Here is a 23009-nt window from a genome sequence, read left to right as displayed (position 1 = left end):
AAGGACCATAAGGACACTGTTATGAATTCCACCTCTTTTTCTTCCCTGAAGCGTCCCGCAATCCTGTTCCCGGGGCAGGGTTCTTCCTGGCAGCAGGCGCTCGCTGATGCTGCCGCGACTCCTGTGGCACGTATCCGCATGGAGCAGCTTCTTAACGACGCCCAGTCCCTCACCGCCGCTGTTGCCCGCCCGTTGGCCTCTGTCGTGCCAGGAGTTGTGCAGCGTATTCGCGACGCGATGGATGCGGACACCTCGCACGAGGCGATCGACGCCCTGCCCGCGGTCAGTGCACCGGCGATTCTGCTGTCGCAGATTGTTGCCGCGGAAGATCTCGAGCAGCTCGGGCTCGACACCACCGACGCACTGTTCGCTGGACACTCCCAGGGCATCTTGGGTGCCGCCGCGCTCAATCGCGCCAACGGCCCACAGGCTGCGGAGAAAGCTCTTGCGTTCGCCTTCATCATGGGTGCTGCCGCAACCAACGTGTACGGTGGCGCCGACTCGCGCAGCCGGATGCTTTCGGTTCGTGGGCTGACGCCTGAGCAGGTCGGTGAGTTTGTCGTCGATACGCAAGCGGCTCCTATCAGCGTGATCAATGGGCACCGCCACGTGGTGCTGTCTGGCAGCCCGGAGGCGCTCGCGCAGGCACGCAAGGACATCGAAGCGGCTGCGAGCAACTACAACGCCAAGTTGGAAGTGGAGTACGGCGGATCCGAAATCACGCCGGTGTTCGACTCGCTTGATGTTGCGTACCTCTTCCACGTGGATACGAACGCCCCCGGTGTGGAGTTGGCGCAGCAGTGGGCGGACGCATGCGGCATCACCTTTGAAACCACCACTCCCCGTGAACTGGCGCAATCGATTTTGGTGGACCGGTTCGACTTCACCGAAACCGTGCGCGACCTGATTGCCCAGGGCGCGAGCCACATTTTCACGTTTGATACGGCTACGGCGACGATTGCGACCAACTTGGCCAACGGCTCCGGCGTCGCTGTGTTGGACGCGTCCACCGCCGCGAAGCGCGACGAGCTTGCACGCCCGGGCGCTGAGTTGCCGCAGGGCGTGGACTACTCGGCCTACGCACCACGAGTGATCGCGCTGCCGGATGGCAAGACGTACACGCAGACGAAGTTCTCGTCGCTAACTGGTCTGTCCCCAATCATCCTGGGTGGCATGACCCCAACGTCCGCGGACGGCGAGATTGTCGCCGCCGCTGCCAACGCCGGCTACTGGGCGGAACTTGCCGGTGGCGGCATGTACTCCGAGGAGGAGTTTGGCAAGCACACCGCCAACCTCAAGGCGTTTTTGCAGCCTGGTCGCACCGCGCAGTTCAACACCATGTTCTTCGACCGCTTCCTGTGGAACCTGCAATTCGGTCAAACGCGCATGGTGCCAAAGGCCCGCGCTGCTGGTGCTCCGTTTAACGGCGTGTGTATCTCCGCGGGCATTCCGGACGTCGACGAGGCCACAGAGCTGTTCGCGCAGCTGCACCAGGATGGCTTCCCTTACATTGCGCTCAAGCCCGGTACAACGCAGCAGATCCGCAACGCGCTCGCAATCGCTGCGGCGAACCCGGACGACCAGGTCATCTTGATGGTGGAGGACGGCCACGCTGGCGGCCACCACTCCTGGGTTGATCTGGAGGACATGCTGTTGGAGACCTACCCCGAGATCCGCGCGTACGACAACGCGGTGCTCACCGTCGGCGGTGGCGTGTACTCGCCAGAGCGTGCCGCGGAGCTGATTACGGGCCGTTGGTCTGAGAAGTTCGGTTTGCCTGCGATGCCGGTGGATGGAGTGTTCGTCGGCACCGTGGCTATGGCCACGAAGGAGGCGAAGGCCACGGATTCGGTCAAGCAGCTGCTCGTGGACACACCTGGCCTGCCGCCGGAGAACAACGGCGGTTGGGTCGGCCGCGGTCGCGGCGTGGCGGGTGTGGCGTCGTCGCAATCGCACCTGCTGGCGGACTTGCACGACCTGGACAACTCCTTTGCCAAGGCGGCACGGTTCATCGCCTCGTTGGATATTGAGGAGTACCCGGCGCACCGTGAGGAGATCATCGAGGCACTGTCGAAGACGGCGAAGCCGTACTTCGGCGACGTGGAGACGATGACGTACGCCGAGTGGGTCGAGCGCTTCATCGAGCTCGCCGATCCGTTTATCGACCAGACCTGGAACGCGCGCTTTGTTGCGTTGCTCCAGCGCATCGAGGCACGTCTGAACGAGGCCGACCACGGCGAGATCCCGACCCTCTTCCCCGACGATGTCGAGATCTCCCCGCGCGATGGTCTCAGCACCTTGCTACAGCACTACCCGCAGGCGCGCGAGGTCGTGGTTTCCCCGCGCGATGCGGCGTGGTGGATCGGTCTGCACTATGCCTACCCGAAGCCGATGCCGTGGGTGCCAGCACTTGATGCGGATCTGAAGTCCTGGTTTGGCAAGGACACCTTGTGGCAGGCACAGGATGAGCGCTACACCGCTGACCAGGTGCGCATTATCCCGGGCCCGGTTGCGGTTGCTGGTATTACGCGCAAGAACGAGCCGGTTGCGCAGTTGCTGGCACGTTTTGAGGATGCCGCGACGCAGATGCTTATCGACGACGGCGCCACCGCTGAATCCCGCTTCGCTCGACGCAGCGACGCCGCCGACGAGGCCGCGTATCTGCGCTCCTGCCCGACCTTGGTGTGGCACGGCCACCTGATGGCCAACCCTGCATACGCGCTGGACGAGGACGCCTTCGACGTGGGGGCAACCACCAACGCGGCTGGTGAGCGCGAGTGGACGATCCGAATCCACGCTGATTCCGCGTGGGACCACCTGCAGGACGACCAGCGTCCGTTCTACGTGCGTGAGGTGAACATCCCGGTCGAGATCCCTGCCGGTGCAGGCACGGGTGCCTCCCCGATTGTGGACGGCGATCGCCTGTCTGACAGCGTCTTCGAGCTGCTGTCTGGCCTGGCTGGTGTCGGTTCGGTCAGCGAGGCCGGCGACACGATTACTGAGATCCCGCAGATCGAGGCACCGACCGAGGACGCGCCGTTTGGTGTGGCGCGCTCGTCGTTTACGCTGCCCGCTTCCCTCTTGGCATCGCACTCCGCGGTCACCGGCGGCGCTGTGGCCGACAACGCTGTGGTGGGCACGCCAGACGTGCTGGTTGGCCCCTGCTGGCCGGCGATCTACGCAGCGCTGGGCTCCGGCAAGTTGGCTGACGGCACGCCGGTGATCGAAGGCCTGCTCAACGCCGTCCACCTGGATCACGTCATCGACCTGCGCGTCCCGCTTACCGAGCTTGCAGATGGCCGGCGCATCGACGTGACCTCCAAGTGCACCTCGATCGCTGAGTCCACCTCTGGCCGTATTGTCACCGTCGAGTTGGAGCTGCGCTCCGGCGACGAGGTTGTGGCAACCCAGATGCAGCGCTTTGCCATCCGTGGTCGCGCCACCGGTACTGCAACACCAGTCCCGGCACCGGCCTATGGTGGTGGCGCAGCAAGCGAGCAGGTTGAGCCGACCCTGCGTTCGTTCGTGGACCGCACCGTGGTGCGCGCACCGTCGGACATGACCCCGTTTGCTCTGGTCTCCGGCGACTACAACCCGATTCACACCTCCGCCAACGCAGCAGCCCTGGTCAACCTGGATGCGCCGCTGGTGCACGGCATGTGGCTATCCGCCACCGCACAGCACCTGGCTGCTGGCCACGGCCAGGTCATCGGCTGGACCTACTCCATGTACGGCATGGTGCAGCTTGACGACGATGTAGAGATCACCGTCGAGCGCGTCGGCCGCGTCGGCATCCAGCAGGCCCTTGAGGTGACCTGCCGCATCGCCGGCGACGTCGTCTCCCGTGGTCAGGCGCTTCTGGCCCAACCGCGCACCGCCTACGTCTACCCCGGCCAGGGCATTCAAACCCAGGGCATGGGCAACGGCGACCGTGCTGCTTCCGCTGCCGCGCGCGACGTGTGGCGCCGCGCTGACCGCCACACGCGTGAGACCCACGGGTTCTCCATCCAGCGCATTGTGGAGGACAACCCGTCGCGCCTGGTCATCCGCGGTCTGGAGTTCAAACACCCGGATGGCGTCCTGCACCTGACCCAGTTCACGCAGGTGGCCATGGCCGTTGTCGCCTACGCGCAGACGCAGCGACTGAACGAGGCCAACACGTTGGCCTCCGGTGCGTACTTTGCGGGCCACTCGCTCGGTGAATACACCGCGCTTGCAGCCCTGGGCAACATCTTTGACCTGGAAGCGGTCATCGACATCGTGTACTCGCGTGGCTCCGCCATGGGTTCCCTGGTGCCACGCGATGCGGAGGGCAACTCCGACTACGGCATGGGCGCGCTGCGCCCGAACATGATCCGTGTCGGCCCGGAAGAGGTCGAAGCGTACGTCGCTGGTGTTGCGCAGGATTCCGGCGAGTTCTTGGAGATTGTCAACTACAACATCAAGGGCCAGCAGTACTCCGTGGCTGGCACGAAGCGCGGCCTTGCCGCCCTGGAGCGCAAGGCTAACTCGGTTAATCCACGCGCCTACGTCACGGTTCCGGGCGTGGACGTTCCGTTCCACTCACGCGTGCTGCGCGAGGGTGTTGCAGACTTCGCCGAAAAGCTCGACGAGCACATGCCGGAAATCATCGACGTGGACACGCTGGTGGACCGCTACATTCCGAACTTGGTGGCCAAGCCGTTTGCGCTGACGCAAGAGTTCATCAACGCCGTCACCGACGAGGTCCCCTCCGAGCGCCTCAAGGGCATGACGCCGGAGAACACCGACCGCAACGCGCTCGCGCGCACGCTGCTCATCGAGTTGTTGGCGTGGCAGTTCGCCTCCCCTGTGCGCTGGATTGAAACCCAGGACTACCTGCTTGGTCGCGTCGACCAGGTCATCGAGGTCGGCCTTGCCTCTTCACCGACGCTGACCAACCTGGCAAAGCGCGAGATGGATGTCATCGGCATTCACGTGCCGGTTTTCAACGTTGAGGCAAGCCAGGACATCGTCATGCTCAACGACGTGGTTGCTGCGCCGGAGCCCGTGCTTGTCGACGACGCCCCGGCCGACACAGAAGCCGACTCGACCCCAGCGACCGAATCCGCCCCACAACCGGCAGCCGAGGCAGCACCCGCCGCACCAGCAGAGTCAGCACCGGCAGAGCCAGCACCGGCTGCACCGGCTGCACCGGCATCCGGCGCGCCCGTGTCCGACCTTCCCTTCACCGCAGCCGATGCGATCACCGTCCTGTTCGCGCTGCAGAACAAGATCCGTCCCGAGCAGATCAACGATTCGGACACGATTGAGGAGCTCACCGGCGGGGTGTCGTCGCGACGCAACCAGCTGCTCATGGACATGTCCGCCGAGCTCGGCGTGCCTGCCATCGACGGCGCAGCGGAGGCCGACGTGGCTACGCTGAACACGCGCGTGAACACCGCCGCACCGGGCTACACCCCGTTCGGCGCTGTCCTGTCCGAGGCCGTGGGCACCCGCCTGCGCCAACTCTTCGGCAGCGCAGGCCTGAAGCCGGCGTTTGTCGGCGAGCACCTCGCGGCCGCGTGGGGCCTGCCCACAACCTGGACCGCGCACGTCGAAGCTGAGATCTTGTTGGGCAGCCGCACTGAGGAATCGGTGCGTGGCGGTTCGCTCAACAGCCTGCCGCCGGCCACGACCAAGGCGGAGATCACCGCACTGATCGACCAGGCGGTACAAAACGTCGCCGCACGCTACGGCGTTGCAGTCTCCCAGGCCACCAGCGGCGGTTCCTCCGGCGGCGGCGTGGTGGATTCGGCTGCACTCGACGCCTACAAGGACGAAGTCACCGACACCCTGGTGGCCACCGCCCGCACGCTGCTAAACAAGCTCGGCATCGAAGAAGAGGTCGCGGAAATCCCCGCACCGGACACCACGATCGTGGAAACGATCGAGGCAGAACTCGGCTCCGGCTGGGTCAAGCAGGTCACCCCAGTCTTCGACGAGCGCAAAGCAGTGCTTTTCGACGACCGCTGGGCCCAAGCCCGCGAAGACCTCGCACGCGTCGCTCTCGGCGAGATCGACCTCGCACCACAGCGCTTCGCTGGCACCGGCTCCACCGTGGCAAAGCAGGCCGAGTGGTACGCCAAGCGCGTGGAAGGTGATCGTCGCAACGTACTCGGCGAGATCGCAGCAGCCGCCACCGCCGACGCGAACGAGCCGTACGCAGACGACGTCGCCTTAGTCACCGGAGCCGCGCCGGGTTCCATCGCCACCGCAGTGGTGGAACGCCTGCTCGCAGGCGGTGCGACGGTCATCATGACCGCATCCAACGTCAGCCAGGCGCGCAAGGAATTCGCCCGCACCCTCTTCGCCGAGCACGCTTCCGTGGGCGCGCGCCTGTGGCTGGTGCCGACGAACCTGTCGTCCTACCGCGACATCGATGCACTCATCGGCTGGATCGAGTCCGAGCAGAAGGAAACCGTCGGCAAGGACGTCAAGATCATCAAACCGGCACTCACCCCGACGCTTGCCTTCCCGTTCGCCGCACCTCCTGTGTCCGGCTCGCTCGCAGAGGTCGGTGGCAACGCCGAAACGCAGGCCCGCCTGCTGCTGTGGTCGGTCGAACGCACCATTGCCGGCCTGTCCGACCTGGCGCAGCGCGGCGATAACTTCCCAGCCGAGCGCGCTCACATCGTTCTGCCGGGCTCGCCGAACCGCGGCACGTTCGGTGGCGACGGCGCCTACGGCGAGGTCAAGGCAGCCTTCGACGCGATTGTGAACAAGTGGTCTGCGGAAACCGGCTGGCCGGAAGGTGTCACCCTGGCGCAGGCCCGCATCGGCTGGGTTGCCGGCACGCACCTGATGGGCGGCAACGACGGCCTCGTCCCGGCGGCACAGGCCGCAGGTATTCACGTGTGGAGCCCGGAGGAGATCTCCACGCAGCTGCTCGGCCTGGTCACCGAGGAATCCCGTGAGCAGGCGAAGCAGTCCCCGCTGGATCTCGACCTCACTGGCGGGCTCGAGGACGCAGGCGTGTCCATCGCCGATCTGGCGCGTAATGCACGTGTTGATGTGGCGGGCACGGAGTCGTCGACAAGCAATGGCACCACGGTGCGCGCACTGCCAAACGTCACTACCCCGCGCCAACCCACACCGGCGAGCGTGGGCGATGTCACCTGCTCGCTGGACGACATGGTGGTTGTCGTCGGCATCGGCGAAGTATCCAGCTGGGGCTCCGGGCGCACCCGCCGCGAAGCCGAATACGGCATCGCGCGCACCGGCGAGGTCGACCTCACTGCAGCCGGCGTCCTCGAACTGGCGTGGATGATGGGCCTGATCACCTGGTCCGAAGACCCGAACCCGGCCTGGTACGACGAAGATGGCGCGGAGGTTGCCGAAGAGGACATCTACGAGCGCTTCCGCGACGACGTCATCGCACGCAGCGGCATCCGCACGCTGACGGACAAGTACTTCCTCACCGACCAAGGCTCCATCGACCTTGAGCAGGTCTACCTCGACCGCGACATCACGTTTACCGTGACCACGGAAGAAGAAGCACTTGCATACGTGGAAGCCGACGGTGAGAAGACCACTATCCGCCAGATCGACGGCGAATGGAGCGTGACCCGCCACGCCGGTGCCCTGGCACACGTGCCGAAGAAGGCCACCTTGTCGCGCACCGTCGCTGGCCAGATGCCGGACGGGTTCGACCCGACCAAGTGGGGCATCCCCGCCCAGATGGCCGACGGCATGGACCGCATGGCCGCCTGGAACCTGGTCACCGCCGTCGACGCGTTCATCAACGCCGGCTTCACTCCGGCAGAGCTCATGCAGAAGGTCCACCCGTCCTTCATCGCCACCACCCAAGGCACCGGTATTGGCGGCATGGAATCGCTGCACAAGGTGTTCGTCTCCCGCTTCATCGGCGAGGAACGCCAGACTGACATCCTGCAGGAAGCGCTACCCAACGTGGTGGCCGCCCACACCATGCAGGCGCTTGTCGGCGGCTACGGCTCCATGATCCACCCGGTCGGCGCGTGCGCCACCGCCGCAGTCAGCATCGAAGAAGCGGTGGACAAGATTGCGCTGGGCAAGGCCGACTTTGTCGTCGCCGGTGGTATCGACGACGTCCAGGTCGAATCCCTCCAGGGCTTCGGCGACATGAACGCCACCGCCGAAACCGCCAAGATGACGGCACAAGGTATCGACGGCCGCTTCATCTCACGCGCCAACGACCGTCGACGCGGCGGCTTCCTCGAAGCCGAAGGCGGCGGCACGGTCCTGCTCGCCCGCGGCACCCTCGCCGCCGAGCTCGGCCTGCCGGTGCTGGCAGTGGTCGCGTACGCCTCCAGCTTCGGCGACGGCGCACACACCTCCATCCCGGCACCAGGCCTCGGCGTGCTGGCGGCGGCCTGCGGCGGTACCGACTCGCCTCTCGCCCGTTCCCTGTCCTCGCTGGGGCTGACGCCTGACGACGTCACCGTCTTGTCCAAGCACGACACCTCCACCAACGCCAACGATCCGAACGAATCCGAACTGCACTCCGTGCTGTGGCCGGCCGTTGGCCGCCACCCGGATGCACCGATGTACGTCATCTCGCAGAAGACCCTCACCGGTCACTCCAAGGCAGGTGCGGCGCTGCTGCAGACCGGCGGGCTTATCGACGTCCTGGCAACCGGCGGCCTCCCGCCGAACGCCTCGCTGGACTGCGTCGACCCGCTCATCGAGTCGAAGGCAACCAACCTGGTGTGGCTGCGCTCCCCGCTCGCTCTCGGAGCCGGCAACGTGAAGGCGGCGGCCCTGACCTCGCTCGGTTTCGGCCACGTCGGCGCGCTCGTCGTGCTGGGCCACCCGGGTGTGTTCGAAGCCGCACTGACACGCGATGGCCGTGACGCCGACGCCTGGCGTGAGCGCGCCACCGAACGCCTCGCCCAGGGCGCAAGCCGACTCGAGGCCGGGATGATCGGCCGCGCCGACCTCTTCACCCAGGTGGAGAACCGCCGCTTCGCTGGTATCGACGACCACGCCGACGAGATCGCACTCCTGCTCAACCCCGATGCCCGTCTCAACGCCGACGGCACGTACCCGACCGTTTAAGGAGAGACACCATGACACCACTGTTTCGTACCGACGACACGTCGCTGTCCCACGACGAACTGGCAGCACTGACCACCGTGCTCGCCGAGGCCCAAACCTGGCAGGCCACCTCCGCTACTGAGGCCGGCGCCAGTGCTGCCTACGAAGACAACGTGTTCGGCGATGCGTTCGGCCAGCAAACCATCGGCAACGTCACATACTTCTAGAAAGGACCGCACATATGCATGACTTTCCGTTCCGCAAGGTCCTCGTCGCCAACCGCAGCGAGATCGCGGTCCGTATCATCCGCGCAGCCCGCGACGCAGGCCTTGCCTCCGTGGCGATCTACGCCGACCCCGACAAGGACGCGCCGTATACCGAAATGGCGGATGAGGCGATTGGGATCGGTGGCGAGACGTCGTCGCAAAGCTATCTGGATATCGACATAGTGCTCAAGGCTTGCCGCGACAGCGGTGCGGACGCCGTCCACCCCGGCTACGGCTTTTTGGCGGAAAACGCCGAGTTCGCCCGGCGCGTCATCGACGAGGGGCTGACCTGGATCGGACCGCCGCCGCGGGCCATCGACGCGCTTGGCGACAAGGTCACTGCCCGACGCATCGCTGAAGAGGTCGACGCCCCACTGGTGCCGGGCACAAAGGACCCGGTAGACAGCGCCGACGATGTGGTCGCATTCGCCGACAACCACGGTCTACCGGTGGCTATCAAGGCGGCGTACGGTGGTGGCGGCCGCGGTATGAAGGTCGCCCGCACGCGTGGCGAGATCCGCGAACTGTTCGAGTCCGCCACCCGCGAAGCCAAAGCAGCGTTCGGCCGTGGCGAGTGCTTCGTGGAGCGCTACCTCGACCGCGCCCGCCACGTTGAAGCACAGGTGCTGGCGGATACGCACGGCAACGTCATCGTCGCTGGCACCCGCGACTGCTCCGTGCAGCGCAGGTTCCAAAAGCTCATCGAGGAAGCCCCCGCCCCATATCTCACCGACGAGCAGCGCGAACGCATCCACGAGTCCGCTAAAGCGATTGCGAAGCAAGCAGGCTACGTGGGCGTTGGCACCGTGGAGTATCTCGTCGGAGCTGACGGGCTGATCTCCTTCCTTGAGGTCAACACCCGCCTCCAGGTCGAGCACCCCGTCACCGAAGAAACCACCGGCGTGGATCTTGTCATCGAGCAGTTCCGCATCGCCGCCGGCGAGCCGCTGCGTTTCGACGCCGATCTGGAGCCCACCGGCCACGCCTTCGAGTTCCGCATCACCGCCGAAGACGCTGGCACCAACTTCATGCCCATGCCCGGCACCGCCACCGCCTACATCGAACCCGCAGGCCCCGGCGTGCGCGTCGACTCCGGCATCCGCGCAGGCTCCACCATCGGCGGCCAGTTCGACTCGATGTTGGCCAAACTCATCGTTCGCGGCGAAACACGCGACCAGGCCATCACCCGCGCCAAGCGCGCCCTCGCCGAATTCCGGGTCGAAGGCATGCCGACCATCATCCCCTTCCATCAGCGCATGCTTGACGACGACGCCTTCACCGGCGACGCCTCCCAATTCGCCGTATACACCCGCTGGATCGAAGAGGAATGGGACCCGGACGTCGCGCCCTACGAGTCCGACGGCGCTGGCGAAGACAGTGACCAGGATGAGGTGCGACGCCGCACCGTCTCCGTCGGGGTCAACGGCCGATCGATCGAGATCACTCTGCCGGAGACGTTGCTTCTCGGAGCCTCTGCTTTGACTCGCCGCGACCGCAAGCGCCGCTCCCGTAGCGGTGGATCGGGAGGCAAGGGTTCCGGCATTGGCGCAGCCAGCGCAGACACCCTGACCGCACCGATGCAGGGCACCGTGGTGAAGTCCGAAGTTACCGAAGGTGCTCGAGTCGAAGCCGGTGACATCGTGGTCATCCTCGAGGCCATGAAGATGGAAAACCCGGTCAAGGCTCACAAGAGCGGTGTTGTGAAGAACCTCGCGGTGGAGGCCGGCAGCCATGTAGATAAGGGCGCGGCACTCCTCGACATCACCGACGAGTAGTTTCTGTACTTTCCCGGGGATCGCACCCGGCGCGTCAAAAATTGGGGTTTGACGCGCCGGGCTTTCCAGTTCTATGGTTACCCACATGAGTGGTAAACCCATATACCTACAGATAGCAGATGAGTTACGTGACCTCATCGGGGCAGGCACCCTCGCCCCCGGCGACCGTGTGCCGTCTACCAACGAGCTCTCCACCTACCACTCTGTCAATCCCACCACCTCCGCTAAAGCACTCACCGAACTGTTCAACGAGGGTCTGCTGGAGAAACGCCGCGGGCTCGGCATGTTCGTCTTGGAGAGTGCGCGTGATCAGGTGTTACGTACGCGTCGCGAAGCATTCGCCCGCGATTTTGTCCAACCGTTTGTCCATGAGGCCAACCAACTCGGCATCACCACCGAGGAGCTGACGGCAATGATCGAAAAGGAGCGCGCCCAATGAATCCCGGCTTCTACGCGCTGGTCGGCCCGAACGCCGCCGGTAAAACTCACTACCTCCACACGCTCATGAGCCCGCAGGCCGCGTTCGTCCCGGCTGGTGCGGATACCAAGTTTGCAGGCACGACCGTAGACGATCACCTGCGCGCAGTCGCAGCGATCTACCCGCACGTAGACCTAGACTTTCCCAACGCCCGCATTAGAGATCTCTCCGTCGGGCAGCGCCGCCTACTCACCATTGAGGTGGCCCTAGCCATCGGCAAAGACCTGTTGCTTCTCGACGAGCCTTTTGACGGCATCGACACCACCACCCGCAAACAGGTCCGCCAGAGACTGATCGACTACATCGCGGAGAACCCGCAGCGCAGCGTAGTGATGGCATCGCATCGCCCGGAGGACTTCGTGGGTCTCGCCACCCATGTCATCCAAGTGTTTGATCGGGTGGTTTCGCGCCCAGTCCCACTCGACGACGCCCGCCTGTGCTTTCCAACGGTCACCGGCCCCACCGCCGAGATCAAAGACCTTATCGCCCGCTTCCCCGTCGCCGAGACAGCGAGTCTCGGGCCCACGACACGCGCGACGTTCGCCGAACCTATCGGCGAGGCAGATGTCCACTTGCCCTTCGAGTACCCGGACGATGCCGAACTCATTGACCTCCTCGCGACGGAAAGGCCCGAACGATGAAACTCTTCCTCAGCCCCTTCAAACCACTGTCCTACCTGGCAACACTGGCCGTTTTGCTGGTCCTAGTCCCGCTGGGCCGTTTCTACCAGGGCGATGGCTCCCTCTGGACCGTCTTCGGAGGCTTCGCACTGACCGTCCTATTCATCCTGGCAGGTGCGCAGTGGAGTGCGTTGAACCAGCTCGGCGCAAGCTTTACTACGTGGATGAACTCAGCCACACTCACCTCAATCGTGGCGGCAGTGGCGCTGGGTGTCCCCACCGCGGCATCCTCGATCTACAACCAGTTCAAGAGCCCGTACTACCAAGCCTATGACCTGTTCCTCTTCACCAACGGCGCAGACGTGCCCTGGGTGGACACTAACGGCGCCCCCTACATCATGGCGAACGCCGGGCAAGACACCTCGTCAATGGCGTGGACGGTGCTGCTCCACATCGCGTTCTTCTTCGTGGCTGCCATCGTGGGGGTTGCGCTCGGTTTGGTCTACGCCTCCTACGGCACCGGGCGCGTCCTCATCACCGCATTTTCCACCTTCCTCATGGCGGTGGCGCTGTACTGGGCAATAGAGTCCCCTGTAGGCGATTGGGACACCGCCGCTGCCAGTGGCATATGCGCCGCATGCCTAGTCACACTCGCCGTCAGCGCGGTGGCATTTCGTAGCACAAAGCGCTTCGTGCCCTAGCAACCACTCGCGCCCTCTACCGCTCCAGCCACTCCGAGCGCAGCAGCCCGTGGCGGGAGCAGCAGGCCTCCCACCCAAAGGGGCTGATCTTCACCACCATGCGGCGCTCGCAGACCGGGCAGATCCGCGGCGCGTCGTAGGGGCGGTTCGAGTTGACGGGCAGCTGGAGCTCGCCGGACAGGATGGCGTCGGCAAGCTCGGTGCTCTCAGGCACGCGCATTAGAGGGCCTTGATGGTGTCGTAGAGCGCGCCGTGGCCGGACTTCATCTTCTGGCCGACCGGGGTGATGCCCAGATCGAGCACGCGGTCAACGGCCTCGCGGTCCTGCTCGATCGGGCGGCCCAAGGTGGTCAGGTAGTTGCCGCCGATAATCGCGTTGGCGCCGCCGAGGAGGCCGGCTTCGGTGCCGTCGTCGCCAAGCGCGAGCTCGGTGCCGCCGGCAAAGCGCAGCTGGGCGGTCGGCATAGCCAGGCGGAACGCGGCCACGGCGCGCAGCGCCTCGCCCTGCGGAACCAGCGGGCGGTCCTCGAACGGGGTGCCCGGGCGCGGGTCGAGGAAGTTCATGGGCACCTCGTGCGGCTCAATCTCGGCGAGCTGGGCGGCGAACTCGGCGCGCTGCTCCAGGGACTCACCCAGGCCGATGATGCCGCCGCAGCAGGTTTCCATGCCCTCTGCCAGCACGTACTCGAGGGTGTTCTTGCGCTCCTCCCAGGTGTGGGTAGTTACCACGTTGGGGAAGAAGGACTTCGCGGTTTCGAAGTTGTGGTTGTAGCGGGACACGCCCATCTGCTTGAGCTGGCGCGCCTGGTCCTGGGTGAGGATACCCAAGGAGGCGGAAATAGAGATGTCCACTTCCTCTTGGATGGCGGTGACGGCCTCGGCGACCTGGTCGAGCAGCTGCTGGGTCGGGCTCTTGACGGCGGCGACGATGCAGAACTCGGCCGCGCCCATCTTCTCGGATTGCTTGGCGGCCTCGACGAGCTCGTTGATGTCCAGGGTCACGGCGCGGACCGGGGACTCGAATAGGCCGGACTGGGAGCAGAAGTGGCAGTCCTCCGGGCAGCCGCCGGTCTTCAGGGAGATGATGCCCTCGAGCGAGACGTCCACGCCGCAGTGCTTGATACGGGTTTCGTGCGCGATCTCCAGCAGTTCCTTCAGGTCCTCGTCCGGAACTTGGAGGACCTGGAGGATCTCCTCCTGGTTCAGACCCTCGCCCTTTTCCAGGGCCTTCTCGCGGGCGATATCAAGAATTGGTGCATGTGACATAGGTAATACTCCGTTCTCAATGTAATGACTGACAAAAGGCTACCGCATACCTTGAACACCGTTCAGTCAATCCCCGAAAAATGCCCCGCTTCCCCAAATCTGGGGGCGGGGAGAACGTTTTAGTTTTCCGGCCGGCGGTGCTCGCTGCGCGGAGGCAGCCGCATCTTCCGCAGGCCCCGGTACGCCGTCCGGGCACCCGGGATGCGTCGGGCGCGCTGGTACAAAAACGTGGTGAGCGCGTCGCGTGGATCGTAGGCGGCTGCCGCCTCCTCGTCGTATTCGTAGACGGGCAGGCTCCAGCCCCGTTTCAGCGACAGCAGGCGCACCCCCAGCACCGCCGTCAGGGTGACCAGGATGACCACCCACTCGTGCGCGCCCAGCCAGTCAAGCCCCCACCACGCCATGACGCCGATGACGGCGGCCGAGGCGTACATCTCTTTGTGGAAGACGAGCGGGACGCGGTCCGAGAGCACGTCGCGGAGCACACCGCCCGAGACCCCCGTGGTCACCGCGGCCACGCACGCGATGATGAAACCGTGGCCGTTGGACACTGCAGTCTGAATACCCAGCACTGCGAAGGCGGCCAGGCCGATTGCGTCGGCGACGAGGAAGCTGCGACGCAGACGCACCAGCAGCCAACTCACCCGCACCGTCACCACGGCCGCGATAATCACCGTGAGCAGGTAAAGCGGCTGCTCCACCCACGTCAGCGGGTAGGTGCCCAACAGGACGTCGCGGACCGTGCCGCCGCCGAGCGCGGTGAGCGCGCCGAGCGTGATCACGCCGAACAGATCCATCCGCATCCGGCCAGCAGCGACGGCCGCCGTCATCGACTCGGCGACAATCCCGATGACGTACAGGATTACCACCAGATCGGCGGTACTGAAGCCGGCGAAGTAGTCAGCGATCATGCTCAGCCCTCCGCATACTCCACCAGAAGTGGCGAGTGGTCGGACCACCGCTGCTCCACCGTCGGCGCCTTATCCACCCAGGTGCGCTCGGCGCGCTCCAGCATGTTCGCGGTGGCCGCCTGCACGTCGATGCGCCAGCCCGCATTGTTGTTGAATGCCTGGCCGCGGAACGTCCACCAGGTGTACGGCGCGTCCTCCGGGTGCAGCCTGCGGGCAACGTCGAACCACTTCGGGGAGCCATTCGCTTCTCGACGCCCTCCGGCCGCATACTCCACAGCGCCCGCCCAAACGGCATCAGCCTTCTCGTCCGCATCCTGCGGCTCATCATCCGGGAAGCAGCCGAATACCGCGTCCATGAATGCGCGCTCGTGCGGCAAAAAGCCCGACTTCTTACGGTTGGTCTTCCAATTCTTCAGGTCCTCGCGGCGGTGGCAGATGTTCCAATCGCCGCCGATGACCATGTCCGGGTACTCGCCCGCCCACTGCTCGAGCAGCGGCTCGAACTCGTCGAGGAAGCGGTACTTCTCGTCCTGCTTCGGGGTGTCGGCAGAGCCCGACGGCAGGTACAACGAGCCGACGCGGGTGCCGTCGGAAAGTGTGGCAGCGATGAAGCGTCCGGCATCTTCGAAACTGGGAATGCCGATGGTGACGTCGTTAAGCGGAGTGCGCGACAGGATGCCCACACCCGCGCGCCCCTTCGCACCGGGGGTCTCCGCGGGGGCGACGGCGAGGTGCCACCCTTCTTCGAGCGCGGGCGCCAACGCCGCGCGCGCCTGGTCGACGGTGGCGCGAACCTCCTGCATAAGCACCACATCCGCCGGGGTTTCATCGAGCCAGGCCAGCATGCCCGGGTTGTTTTCGTTGCGGATTTTGGTGGCGGCGCGGATGCCGTTGACGTTGACCGACGCAATTGTGAGACTCATGTGTGATGACCCTAGTAGTCTGGTTGGCTGAAGTCAGACACCTTATACCTGAGGAGCATTATGGCGAAGATCATTTGGACCCGCACCGACGAAGCGCCGCTGTTGGCGACGTACTCCCTCAAGCCGATCGTGGAGGCCTTCGCTTCCCGCGCCGGCATCGACGTGGACACCGCCGACATCTCGCTGGCCGGCCGCATCCTCGCGCAGTTCCCGGACCGCCTCGGCGACAAGAAGGTCGACGACGCGCTCGCGCAGCTCGGTGAGCTGGCGAAGACGCCGGAAGCCAACATCATCAAGCTGCCGAACATCTCCGCTTCCCTGGTGCAGCTGAAGAAGGCCATCGCCGAGCTGCAGGCCGCGGGCTTTGACATCCCGGATTACGAGGACGCGCAGGAGAAGTACGACGCAGTCAAGGGCTCCGCTGTGAACCCGGTGCTGCGTGAGGGCAACTCCGACCGCCGCGCTCCGGAGGCCGTGAAGAACTTCACCAAGAAGCACCCGCACTCCATGGGTGAGTGGTCCTCCGACTCGAAGACCAACGTGGCGACGATGGACGCCGGCGACTTCCGCCACAACGAGAAGTCCGTCATCATGCCGTCCGAAGACACCCTGCAGATCAAACTCGTCAAGGCTGACGGCGGCGAGGAGGTGCTCAAGGACGGCCTCAAGGTTGAAAAGGGCGAGGTCATCGACGGCACCTACATGTCCGCCGAGGCTCTCGACGCCTTCCTGCTGGATGCCGTGAAGCGCGCCAAGGACGAAGGCGTGCTCTTCTCCGCGCACCTGAAGGCCACCATGATGAAGGTCTCCGACCCGATCATCTTCGGCCACGTCGTGCGCGCGTACTTCAAGGACGTCTACGACAAGTACGGCGAGGAGCTGCTGGCAGCCGGCCTGGACGGCGAGAACGGCCTCGGCGCAATCTACGAGGGCCTGTCCGAGCTGGAAAACGGCGAGGAGATCCGCGCCGCCTTCGACAAGGCCCTGCAGGACGGTCCGGCTCTGGCGCAGGTGAACTCCGCCAAGGGCATCACCAACCTGCACGTGCCGTCGGACGTGATCATCGACGCTTCCATGCCGGCAATGATCCGCACCTCCGGCCACATGTGGAACGCCGACGACCAGGAGCAGGACACCCTGGCCGTCATCCCAGATTCCTCCTACGCCGGTGTGTACCAGACCGTGATCGACGATTGCCGCGCAAACGGCGCATACGACCCGACCACCATGGGCACCGTCCCGAACGTCGGCCTGATGGCCAAGAAGGCCGAGGAGTACGGCTCCCACGACAAGACCTTCAAGGTCCCGGCCGACGGCAAGGTCCAGGTGGTCAACTCCGCCGGCGACGTGCTGATCGAGCACGACGTGGAAGCGGGCGACATCTGGCGCGCCTGCCAGACCAAGGACGCCCCGATCCAGGACTGGGTCAAGCTGGCCGTCAACCGCGCACGCCTGTCCGGCATGAAGACCATCTTCTGGCTGGATGAGGAGCGCGCCCACGACCGCAACCTGATCGAGCTAGTGAAGAAGTACCTGTCCGATCACGACACCGAGGGCCTGGACATCTCCATCGCCTCCCCGGTCGAGGCCACCCGCGAGTCCGTCGAGCGCATCCGCCGCGGCGAGGACACCATCTCCGTGACCGGCAACGTGCTGCGCGACTACAACACGGACCTGTTCCCGATCCTGGAGCTTGGCACCTCCGCGAAGATGCTCTCCGTGGTCCCGCTGATGGCTGGCGGCGGCCTGTTCGAGACCGGTGCCGGCGGCTCCGCCCCGAAGCACGTCCAGCAGGTCGAGGCGGAAAACCACCTGCGTTGGGACTCCCTCGGCGAGTACCTCGCACTGGCCGAGTCCTTCCGCCACGAGAAGAACACGAACGGCAACGAGCGCGCCGGCGTCCTGGCCGCCGCGCTGGACAAGGCCACCGAGAAGCTTCTCGACGAAGGCAAGTCCCCGTCCCGCAAGGTGAACGAGATCGACGACCGCGGCTCCCACTTCTGGCTCTCCCTGTTCTGGGCAGAGGCGCTGGCCGCTCAGTCCGACGACGCCGAGCTGGCCGAGGTCTTCGGCCCGATCGCTAAGGACCTGCGCGACAACGCCGATGTGATTGACAAGGAGCTCCTGGACGCCCAGGGCAACGCTGCCGACCTTGGCGGCTACTACTGGCCGGACGAGGAAAAGACCTCCGCGGTCATGCGCCCGTCCGCAACCTTCAACAAGATCATCGACGCACTGGAGAAGTAACTCGCTGATCTAAACAACGGCCGGCCAGGGTCTCGCACCCTGTGCCGGCCGTTTTTGTTGCGCTGTAGTTCGCCCGCGCGGCTATCCCGCCTCGGGGTGAAAGGAGTAATCCCCGGTCCAGGGGTTATGGATATGGACTTCGTAGCCGATTCCCTGCTCAGCGGCGCCGTCAAGGAGCGCCTGCAGCTCCTTCGCATTGAAGTAGCTCTTGCTCAACACGAGCCCAGCCACAATGAGTGCGATAAGAAGCACGAGCGCAATCACGTTCGCGGTTGTGGTGCGGTTCATAGTGGGTCCTTTCCAGTGTGGGTGGTGCTCACTGCAACGTATCGCGGAGGAGACCTGGAAAACCAGGCACTTTCGTACCTTCTTTGGCATCCGACAGGCTTGGTCCATTCGACTCGCCCAGGATGCTTACCCGAGGATGCTTACCCCGGCTAGATGCTTACCCGAGGATGCTTATTTCTCGAGTAACCCGCGAGAACCAGCCGGAGGTTCGTCGAGAAGTAAGCGTTTGGGAGTAAGCATCTAGCAACGAGTAAGCATCCTGCTGTAAGCATCTAACCCATCCGCGCCGCCAGCACCTCGGTGCCGGTCAGCGCAGCCCGAACTTCCGCGATAAACACGTGGGGCTGTTCCCGCAGGAGCCTGGACTCGAACCGCAGGATCACGTAGCCCTTGTTGCCGATCCGTTTCTGTCGGCTGAATTCTTTCTTCCACACCTCGCCGGCGTCGTCGCGCTCGTACTTGATCTCCCCGTCGATCTCGATGATCAGCCATCCCTGCACCAAAAGGTCGGCGAAGTAGCGATCGATCTGGGCCTGGGCGACCACCGGCCCGATCCCGGCCTCAATCAACAACCCCCGGGCCAGGGACTCGTACGCTGAATCGGAGTTCGGGATCGCATGCTCCAGGCACTTCCGGGCCTCACCGATCCCCTTCGCCCGCCCCATTTTCCGGATCTCCTTTTCAATCGCGTTCCGTTCAATGCCGCGCCGCAGGAGGTAGTCGGCGGCGATGAGCCCTTCGACAAAACCGTGGTAGCGGGCGATGTCGATGAACGTGCGGATCGGCGTAGAAAGACAGTGCCCCTCGTAGACCAGCTGCTCGTCGCGCCGAAGCTTGGAAAACCGGAACGCGTAGCGCCCGCTCTGGGCCCTGCTCTGCGACACACTCCGCGACGGCAGCGCCACCTCCACCGGCTCCTCCCCGCTTGAAATCACCCACATCCCCAGCTTCCGAGCCGCCGAGCGCCCCACCAGCACAGCGGCGTTGCTCACCATCGCGGCGGTCTCCACGCGCAGCCACTGCCGTTCGTGGTATTTCAGCTCGCCCCACGTCGCGGCCGGAAACCACACAGTCGGTTCCAGTTCCACAAACTCCCCGTCCGGGAAGGTGCCGTGCGTGAGCTTTCGCTTATCCACGAGCTCCGCCCTCAACTCCCCTTTCCGTTCTTCCCAACGCCCCAGTTCATGTGTGTCTTCTCGGTCCATCCCCATGCGAATTAGACGCACGAAAACCCGCCGCGGTTCCCTCACAGATTTATATTCAGCCAAACCCACAGCCCACACCCCATATAGACCGCTTGGTACGCAATGGCAGACAAAGCGGACTACATTGCACCCCATGACGAACTCGAAGCAGAAGTACGACAACTCGAACGCCAGCGAATGGTCGTTCGGCACCCGCTCCATCCACGCCGGCCAGCAGGTGGACCAGGATTACGGCGCGCGCAACCAGCCGATCTACATGACCACCAGCTACGTCTTCGACGACGCCCAGCACGCTGAGAACCGCTTCAACCTCTCGGACGCAGGCCCGATTTACACCCGCCTGACCAACCCGACGCAGTCCGCGCTGGAGGACCGCCTCGCCTCCCTGGAGGGCGGCGTGGCAGCCACCGCGTTCGCCTCCGGCATGGCCGCGGAGACCGCCGCGATCCTCACCCTCGCCCAGGCCGGCGACCACGTGGTCACCTCCCCGCGTCTCTACGGCGGCACCGAGACGCTCTTCCAGCACACGCTGCCGAAGCTGGGCATCGACTTCACGTTCGTGGAGAACCCGGACGATCCGGCAAGCTGGCAGGCCGCGGTCAAGCCGAACACGAAGGCGTTCTACGGCGAGACCTTCGGCAATCCGATCGCGGACGTGCTGGACATCCCTGCCATATCCGAGGTGGCCCACAACAACCAGGTCCCGCTGATCGTGGACAACACCATGGCCACCGCGGCGCTCGTCCGCCCGCTGGAGCTCGGCGCTGACATCGTGGTCCTTTCCACCACGAAGTTCTACACCGGCAACGGCGCGGCCATCGGCGGCGCGATCGTGGACGGCGGCACGTTCGACTGGACCGTCCAGCGCGACGGCGAGGATGTCTTCCCGCTGTTTACCACCCCGGACCCGGCCTACCACGGCCTGAAGTACGCGGACCTCGGCGCGCCGGCATTTGCACTGCGCGCCCGCGCCGGACTGCTGCGCGACACGGGTGCGGCGATTTCCCCGTTCAATGCCTGGGTGGCGTTGCAGGGTATCGATACGTTGGCGTTGCGCGTCGAAAAGCATAATGCGAACGCGAAGAAGGTCGCCGAGTTCCTCGCAGCCCACGACAAGGTGGCCAAGGTCAACTACGCGGGCCTGGAGGGCTCGCCGTACAAGGCCACGCAGGAAAAGCTGGGGTTGAAGTACACCGGTTCGGTGCTCTCCTTCGACATCGCCGGCGATGCGGACGACAAGACCGCGGCCTGGAAGTTCATCGACGCGCTGAAGCTGCACTCCAACCTGGCCAACATCGGCGACGTGCGCTCCCTTGTGGTCCACCCGGCGTCCACCACGCACTCGCAGTCGGATGCCGCGGGCCTTGCGCGCGCCGGCATCACCCAGGCCACGGTGCGCCTGTCCGTGGGCATCGAGGACGTCGAGGACATCATCGCGGACCTCGAGCGCGGCTTCGCGGCGGTGTAAATGCTGGCTGCGGAAGGCGAGCTGGCAACCGTCGCTATCGGCGACGTCCACACCGAGGCGGGCGCGGTGATCGAGGATGCGCACATTGCCTATCGACGGTGGGGCGTCCCCCGTGGTGACCTTGGCGGCAAGAACAACATTCTGCTGGTCGAGCATGCACTCACGGGCGACTCCGACGCCGCCGACTGGTGGTGCGAGGCCATCGGCCCCGGCAAGGCGCTGGACACCGACGAGTGGTGCGTGATCTGCACCAACGCACTGGGGTCCTGCTACGGCTCCACCGGGCCTGCCAGCGAACACCCGGACGGTGGTGCCTGGGGCTCGCGCTTTCCCGCGATCAACATTCGCGACATGGTGCACGCCGAACGCGCGTTTTTGGAAGCGCTTGGCATCGGCCGAGTCCACGCCATCATCGGCGGCTCCATGGGCGGCGCGCGCACCCTGGAGTGGACGCTGCTCTACCCCGAAACCGTGGATTACGCGCTGGTGCTCGCCGTTTCCGCCCGTGCCAGCGCCTGGCAGATTGGCATCCAGACCGCCCAGATCACCTCCATCACCCAGGACCCCGACTGGCACGGCGGCGACTACCACGGCACCGGCTGCGCCCCGAACGCTGGCCTGGCCGCCGCGCGGCGCATTGCGCACCTGACCTACAGGGGCGAGCTGGAAATCGACGAGCGCTTCGGCACCTCCGCCCAGGCGGGCGAAAATCCGCTTGGGCCTTTCCGCGCCGACGGCCAGCGCTTCGCCGCGCAGTCCTACCTGGAACATCAGGGCAAAAAACTCACCGAGCGTTTCGACGCCGCCAGCTACGTCACCCTCACCGAAGCGCTCAACCGCCACGACGTGGGCCGCGGCCGTGGCGGGCTGAACAAGGCACTGGCCTCGTCGACGGTGCCGACCATGATCGTGGGCGTGGACACCGACATTTTGTACCCCTACCACCAGCAGGAACACCTCTCGCGCAACCTGGGCAACCTGCTCGCCATGGCGAAACTGTCCTCCCCCGTCGGCCACGACGCCTTCTTAGTGGAGGCCCGCCAGATGGACCTGATCCTGCGCAACTTCATCACCCTGACCAAGGAGACTCCGTCCGCGCGCGAAGTCGCAGCAGAGCGCGGCGCTTACGACATCTAGAGGTCGTTGACCTGCACCTCGGTGCCGTCCAAGGTGGCCAGGTAGGCCCTACCCATACCGACCCAGCCGGCAAACGGGGCGTCGGCAAGCGTGATGCGCTCGTGCACATGCCCGAGCAACCAGGCGCCGTACCCGCAGGCGGCCAGCTCGTCGCGGGTGCACGGCAGGCACGGGTTGTTGGAGTACTCCCCTGTCACCGAGGTGTGCAAAAGGCCCAGGTTCGGCGCGTCTTCCACCTTCGCGGGGAACTTTGCGACGAGCTCACGCGGGTCCCGGTCCACCTCCACCGCAGCGGTGTGCAGCGCCCACCCACCCGCTCGGATGGTCTGAGGCTCTTGCCTTGCAACGATCACGCCACCCGGAATAAACCCAGTTAGGTCGTGGTGCACGTCGTGGTTGCCAGCGACGAACACGACGCTGTTGAAAAACTCGAGCCCACGCTGGAAAAACCGAGTGACCTCGCCGTACGTGGCGTCAGTGAAGCGCTTACGGTCGATGACGTCGCCGAGCATGACCAAATGCCGCGCCCCCGCCTCCGCGCCGCGTCCTAGGGTGTCCAGGGCCCAGTCGATGCCCGGGCCGGTCTTCTTGTCGCCGTGTTGCTTGCGGCCCAAATGGATGTCGGCGACAACGAGGATGGGATCGGCTGCGAGGTGAGGCATGGCCCCAGGGTATCCGGGCGCGGAGC

General features: G+C 65.1%; 16 protein-coding genes. 9 read left to right on the top strand and 7 right to left on the bottom strand.

Translation table 11 applies throughout. From position 1 onward, the window contains the following. Positions 1-21: 21 nt before the first annotated feature. From CAFEA_RS02330 to CAFEA_RS02305, 6 genes are all read left to right on the top strand, one after another. Positions 22-9057: a type I polyketide synthase gene (locus CAFEA_RS02330; protein ID WP_063938548.1), complete on the top strand. Its 9036-nt coding sequence runs from the start codon at positions 22-24 to the stop codon at positions 9055-9057. A gap of 11 nt (positions 9058-9068) precedes the next feature. Then, a complete protein-coding gene (locus CAFEA_RS02325; RefSeq protein WP_063938546.1) occupies positions 9069-9263 on the top strand; it encodes a hypothetical protein in 195 nt (64 codons plus the stop codon). A 14-nt stretch (positions 9264-9277) separates the two neighbouring features. Then, on the top strand, positions 9278-11077 hold the full coding sequence (locus tag CAFEA_RS02320; protein WP_063938544.1) for an acetyl/propionyl/methylcrotonyl-CoA carboxylase subunit alpha: 1800 nt from the start codon (positions 9278-9280) through the stop codon (positions 11075-11077). Between the two features lie 85 nt (positions 11078-11162). Further along, positions 11163-11516: a GntR family transcriptional regulator gene (locus tag CAFEA_RS02315; RefSeq protein ID WP_063938542.1), complete on the top strand. Its 354-nt coding sequence runs from the start codon at positions 11163-11165 to the stop codon at positions 11514-11516. Then, positions 11513-12196 (top strand): ATP-binding cassette domain-containing protein, encoded by a 684-nt coding sequence (locus tag CAFEA_RS02310; RefSeq protein ID WP_063938540.1) that lies wholly within the window; start codon positions 11513-11515, stop codon positions 12194-12196. Before CAFEA_RS02315 ends, CAFEA_RS02310 begins: the two co-directional genes overlap by 4 nt. Further along, the gene (locus CAFEA_RS02305; protein WP_063938538.1) at positions 12193-12876 is read left to right on the top strand and encodes a hypothetical protein; all 684 of its coding nucleotides are present in this window, start codon (positions 12193-12195) and stop codon (positions 12874-12876) included. The genes CAFEA_RS02310 and CAFEA_RS02305 overlap by 4 nt, the downstream gene beginning before the upstream one ends. 16 nt (positions 12877-12892) lie before the next feature. On the opposite strand, the gene bsaP is transcribed toward CAFEA_RS02305, so the two are convergent. From bsaP to CAFEA_RS02285, 4 genes are all read right to left on the bottom strand, one after another. Continuing rightward, entirely contained in the window at positions 12893-13096 is a 204-nt protein-coding gene (gene bsaP / locus CAFEA_RS02300; protein WP_034997390.1) for a biotin synthase auxiliary protein BsaP, read from the bottom strand. Continuing rightward, on the bottom strand, positions 13096-14142 hold the full coding sequence (gene bioB, locus CAFEA_RS02295) for a biotin synthase BioB (protein WP_034997388.1): 1047 nt from the start codon (positions 14140-14142) through the stop codon (positions 13096-13098). The genes bsaP and bioB overlap by 1 nt, the downstream gene beginning before the upstream one ends. Positions 14143-14261: 119 nt before the next feature. Beyond that, positions 14262-15053, bottom strand: a complete 792-nt coding sequence (locus tag CAFEA_RS02290) for a trimeric intracellular cation channel family protein (protein WP_063938536.1) — start codon at positions 15051-15053, stop codon at positions 14262-14264. 2 nt (positions 15054-15055) lie between these two features. Beyond that, on the bottom strand, positions 15056-15976 hold the full coding sequence (locus CAFEA_RS02285; protein WP_063938534.1) for an exodeoxyribonuclease III: 921 nt from the start codon (positions 15974-15976) through the stop codon (positions 15056-15058). A 60-nt stretch (positions 15977-16036) separates the two neighbouring features. Between CAFEA_RS02285 and CAFEA_RS02280 the strand changes: the two genes are divergently transcribed. After that, on the top strand, positions 16037-18223 hold the full coding sequence (locus CAFEA_RS02280; RefSeq protein WP_063938532.1) for an NADP-dependent isocitrate dehydrogenase: 2187 nt from the start codon (positions 16037-16039) through the stop codon (positions 18221-18223). Positions 18224-18304: 81 nt separating this feature from the next. Here the strand turns inward: CAFEA_RS02280 and CAFEA_RS02275 are convergent, their stop codons facing one another. Together CAFEA_RS02275 and CAFEA_RS02270 are read right to left on the bottom strand one after the other, a co-directional pair. After that, on the bottom strand, positions 18305-18511 hold the full coding sequence (locus CAFEA_RS02275) for a hypothetical protein (protein WP_063938530.1): 207 nt from the start codon (positions 18509-18511) through the stop codon (positions 18305-18307). 272 nt (positions 18512-18783) lie between these two features. After that, positions 18784-19647 (bottom strand): DUF559 domain-containing protein, encoded by an 864-nt coding sequence (locus CAFEA_RS02270; protein WP_159437621.1) that lies wholly within the window; start codon positions 19645-19647, stop codon positions 18784-18786. Positions 19648-19849: 202 nt separating this feature from the next. Between CAFEA_RS02270 and CAFEA_RS02265 the strand changes: the two genes are divergently transcribed. Next, the gene (locus CAFEA_RS02265; RefSeq protein WP_063938527.1) at positions 19850-21184 is read left to right on the top strand and encodes an O-acetylhomoserine/O-acetylserine sulfhydrylase; all 1335 of its coding nucleotides are present in this window, start codon (positions 19850-19852) and stop codon (positions 21182-21184) included. Next, positions 21185-22321, top strand: a complete 1137-nt coding sequence (gene metX / locus CAFEA_RS02260; protein WP_063938524.1) for a homoserine O-acetyltransferase MetX — start codon at positions 21185-21187, stop codon at positions 22319-22321. Here metX and CAFEA_RS02255 read toward each other — a convergent pair. Beyond that, positions 22318-22983 carry a metallophosphoesterase family protein gene (locus CAFEA_RS02255; protein WP_063938522.1) on the bottom strand — a complete coding sequence of 222 codons (666 nt, stop codon included), beginning with the start codon at positions 22981-22983 and terminating at the stop codon, positions 22318-22320. The two genes, metX and CAFEA_RS02255, sit on opposite strands and share 4 nt — an antisense overlap. Positions 22984-23009 lie beyond the last annotated feature (26 nt).

This window comes from Corynebacterium afermentans subsp. afermentans, assembly GCF_030408355.1.
Classification (GTDB): domain Bacteria; phylum Actinomycetota; class Actinomycetes; order Mycobacteriales; family Mycobacteriaceae; genus Corynebacterium; species Corynebacterium afermentans.
This window is presented reverse-complemented; position numbering and strand designations above follow the sequence as displayed.

Excerpts from the sequence above, each read along its gene's own strand:
- CAFEA_RS02330 (WP_063938548.1), top strand. The coding sequence starts at position 22 with ATGAATTCCACCTCTTTTTCTTCCCTGAAGCGTCCCGCAATCCTGTTC.
- CAFEA_RS02325 (WP_063938546.1), top strand. The coding sequence starts at position 9,069 with ATGACACCACTGTTTCGTACCGACGACACGTCGCTGTCCCACGACGAA.
- CAFEA_RS02320 (WP_063938544.1), top strand. The coding sequence starts at position 9,278 with ATGCATGACTTTCCGTTCCGCAAGGTCCTCGTCGCCAACCGCAGCGAG.
- CAFEA_RS02315 (WP_063938542.1), top strand. The coding sequence starts at position 11,163 with ATGAGTGGTAAACCCATATACCTACAGATAGCAGATGAGTTACGTGAC.
- CAFEA_RS02310 (WP_063938540.1), top strand. The coding sequence starts at position 11,513 with ATGAATCCCGGCTTCTACGCGCTGGTCGGCCCGAACGCCGCCGGTAAA.
- CAFEA_RS02305 (WP_063938538.1), top strand. The coding sequence starts at position 12,193 with ATGAAACTCTTCCTCAGCCCCTTCAAACCACTGTCCTACCTGGCAACA.
- bsaP (WP_034997390.1), bottom strand. The coding sequence starts at position 13,096 with ATGCGCGTGCCTGAGAGCACCGAGCTTGCCGACGCCATCCTGTCCGGC.
- bioB (WP_034997388.1), bottom strand. The coding sequence starts at position 14,142 with ATGTCACATGCACCAATTCTTGATATCGCCCGCGAGAAGGCCCTGGAA.
- CAFEA_RS02290 (WP_063938536.1), bottom strand. The coding sequence starts at position 15,053 with ATGATCGCTGACTACTTCGCCGGCTTCAGTACCGCCGATCTGGTGGTA.
- CAFEA_RS02285 (WP_063938534.1), bottom strand. The coding sequence starts at position 15,976 with ATGAGTCTCACAATTGCGTCGGTCAACGTCAACGGCATCCGCGCCGCC.
- CAFEA_RS02280 (WP_063938532.1), top strand. The coding sequence starts at position 16,037 with ATGGCGAAGATCATTTGGACCCGCACCGACGAAGCGCCGCTGTTGGCG.
- CAFEA_RS02275 (WP_063938530.1), bottom strand. The coding sequence starts at position 18,511 with ATGAACCGCACCACAACCGCGAACGTGATTGCGCTCGTGCTTCTTATC.
- CAFEA_RS02265 (WP_063938527.1), top strand. The coding sequence starts at position 19,850 with ATGACGAACTCGAAGCAGAAGTACGACAACTCGAACGCCAGCGAATGG.
- metX (WP_063938524.1), top strand. The coding sequence starts at position 21,185 with ATGCTGGCTGCGGAAGGCGAGCTGGCAACCGTCGCTATCGGCGACGTC.
- CAFEA_RS02255 (WP_063938522.1), bottom strand. The coding sequence starts at position 22,983 with ATGCCTCACCTCGCAGCCGATCCCATCCTCGTTGTCGCCGACATCCAT.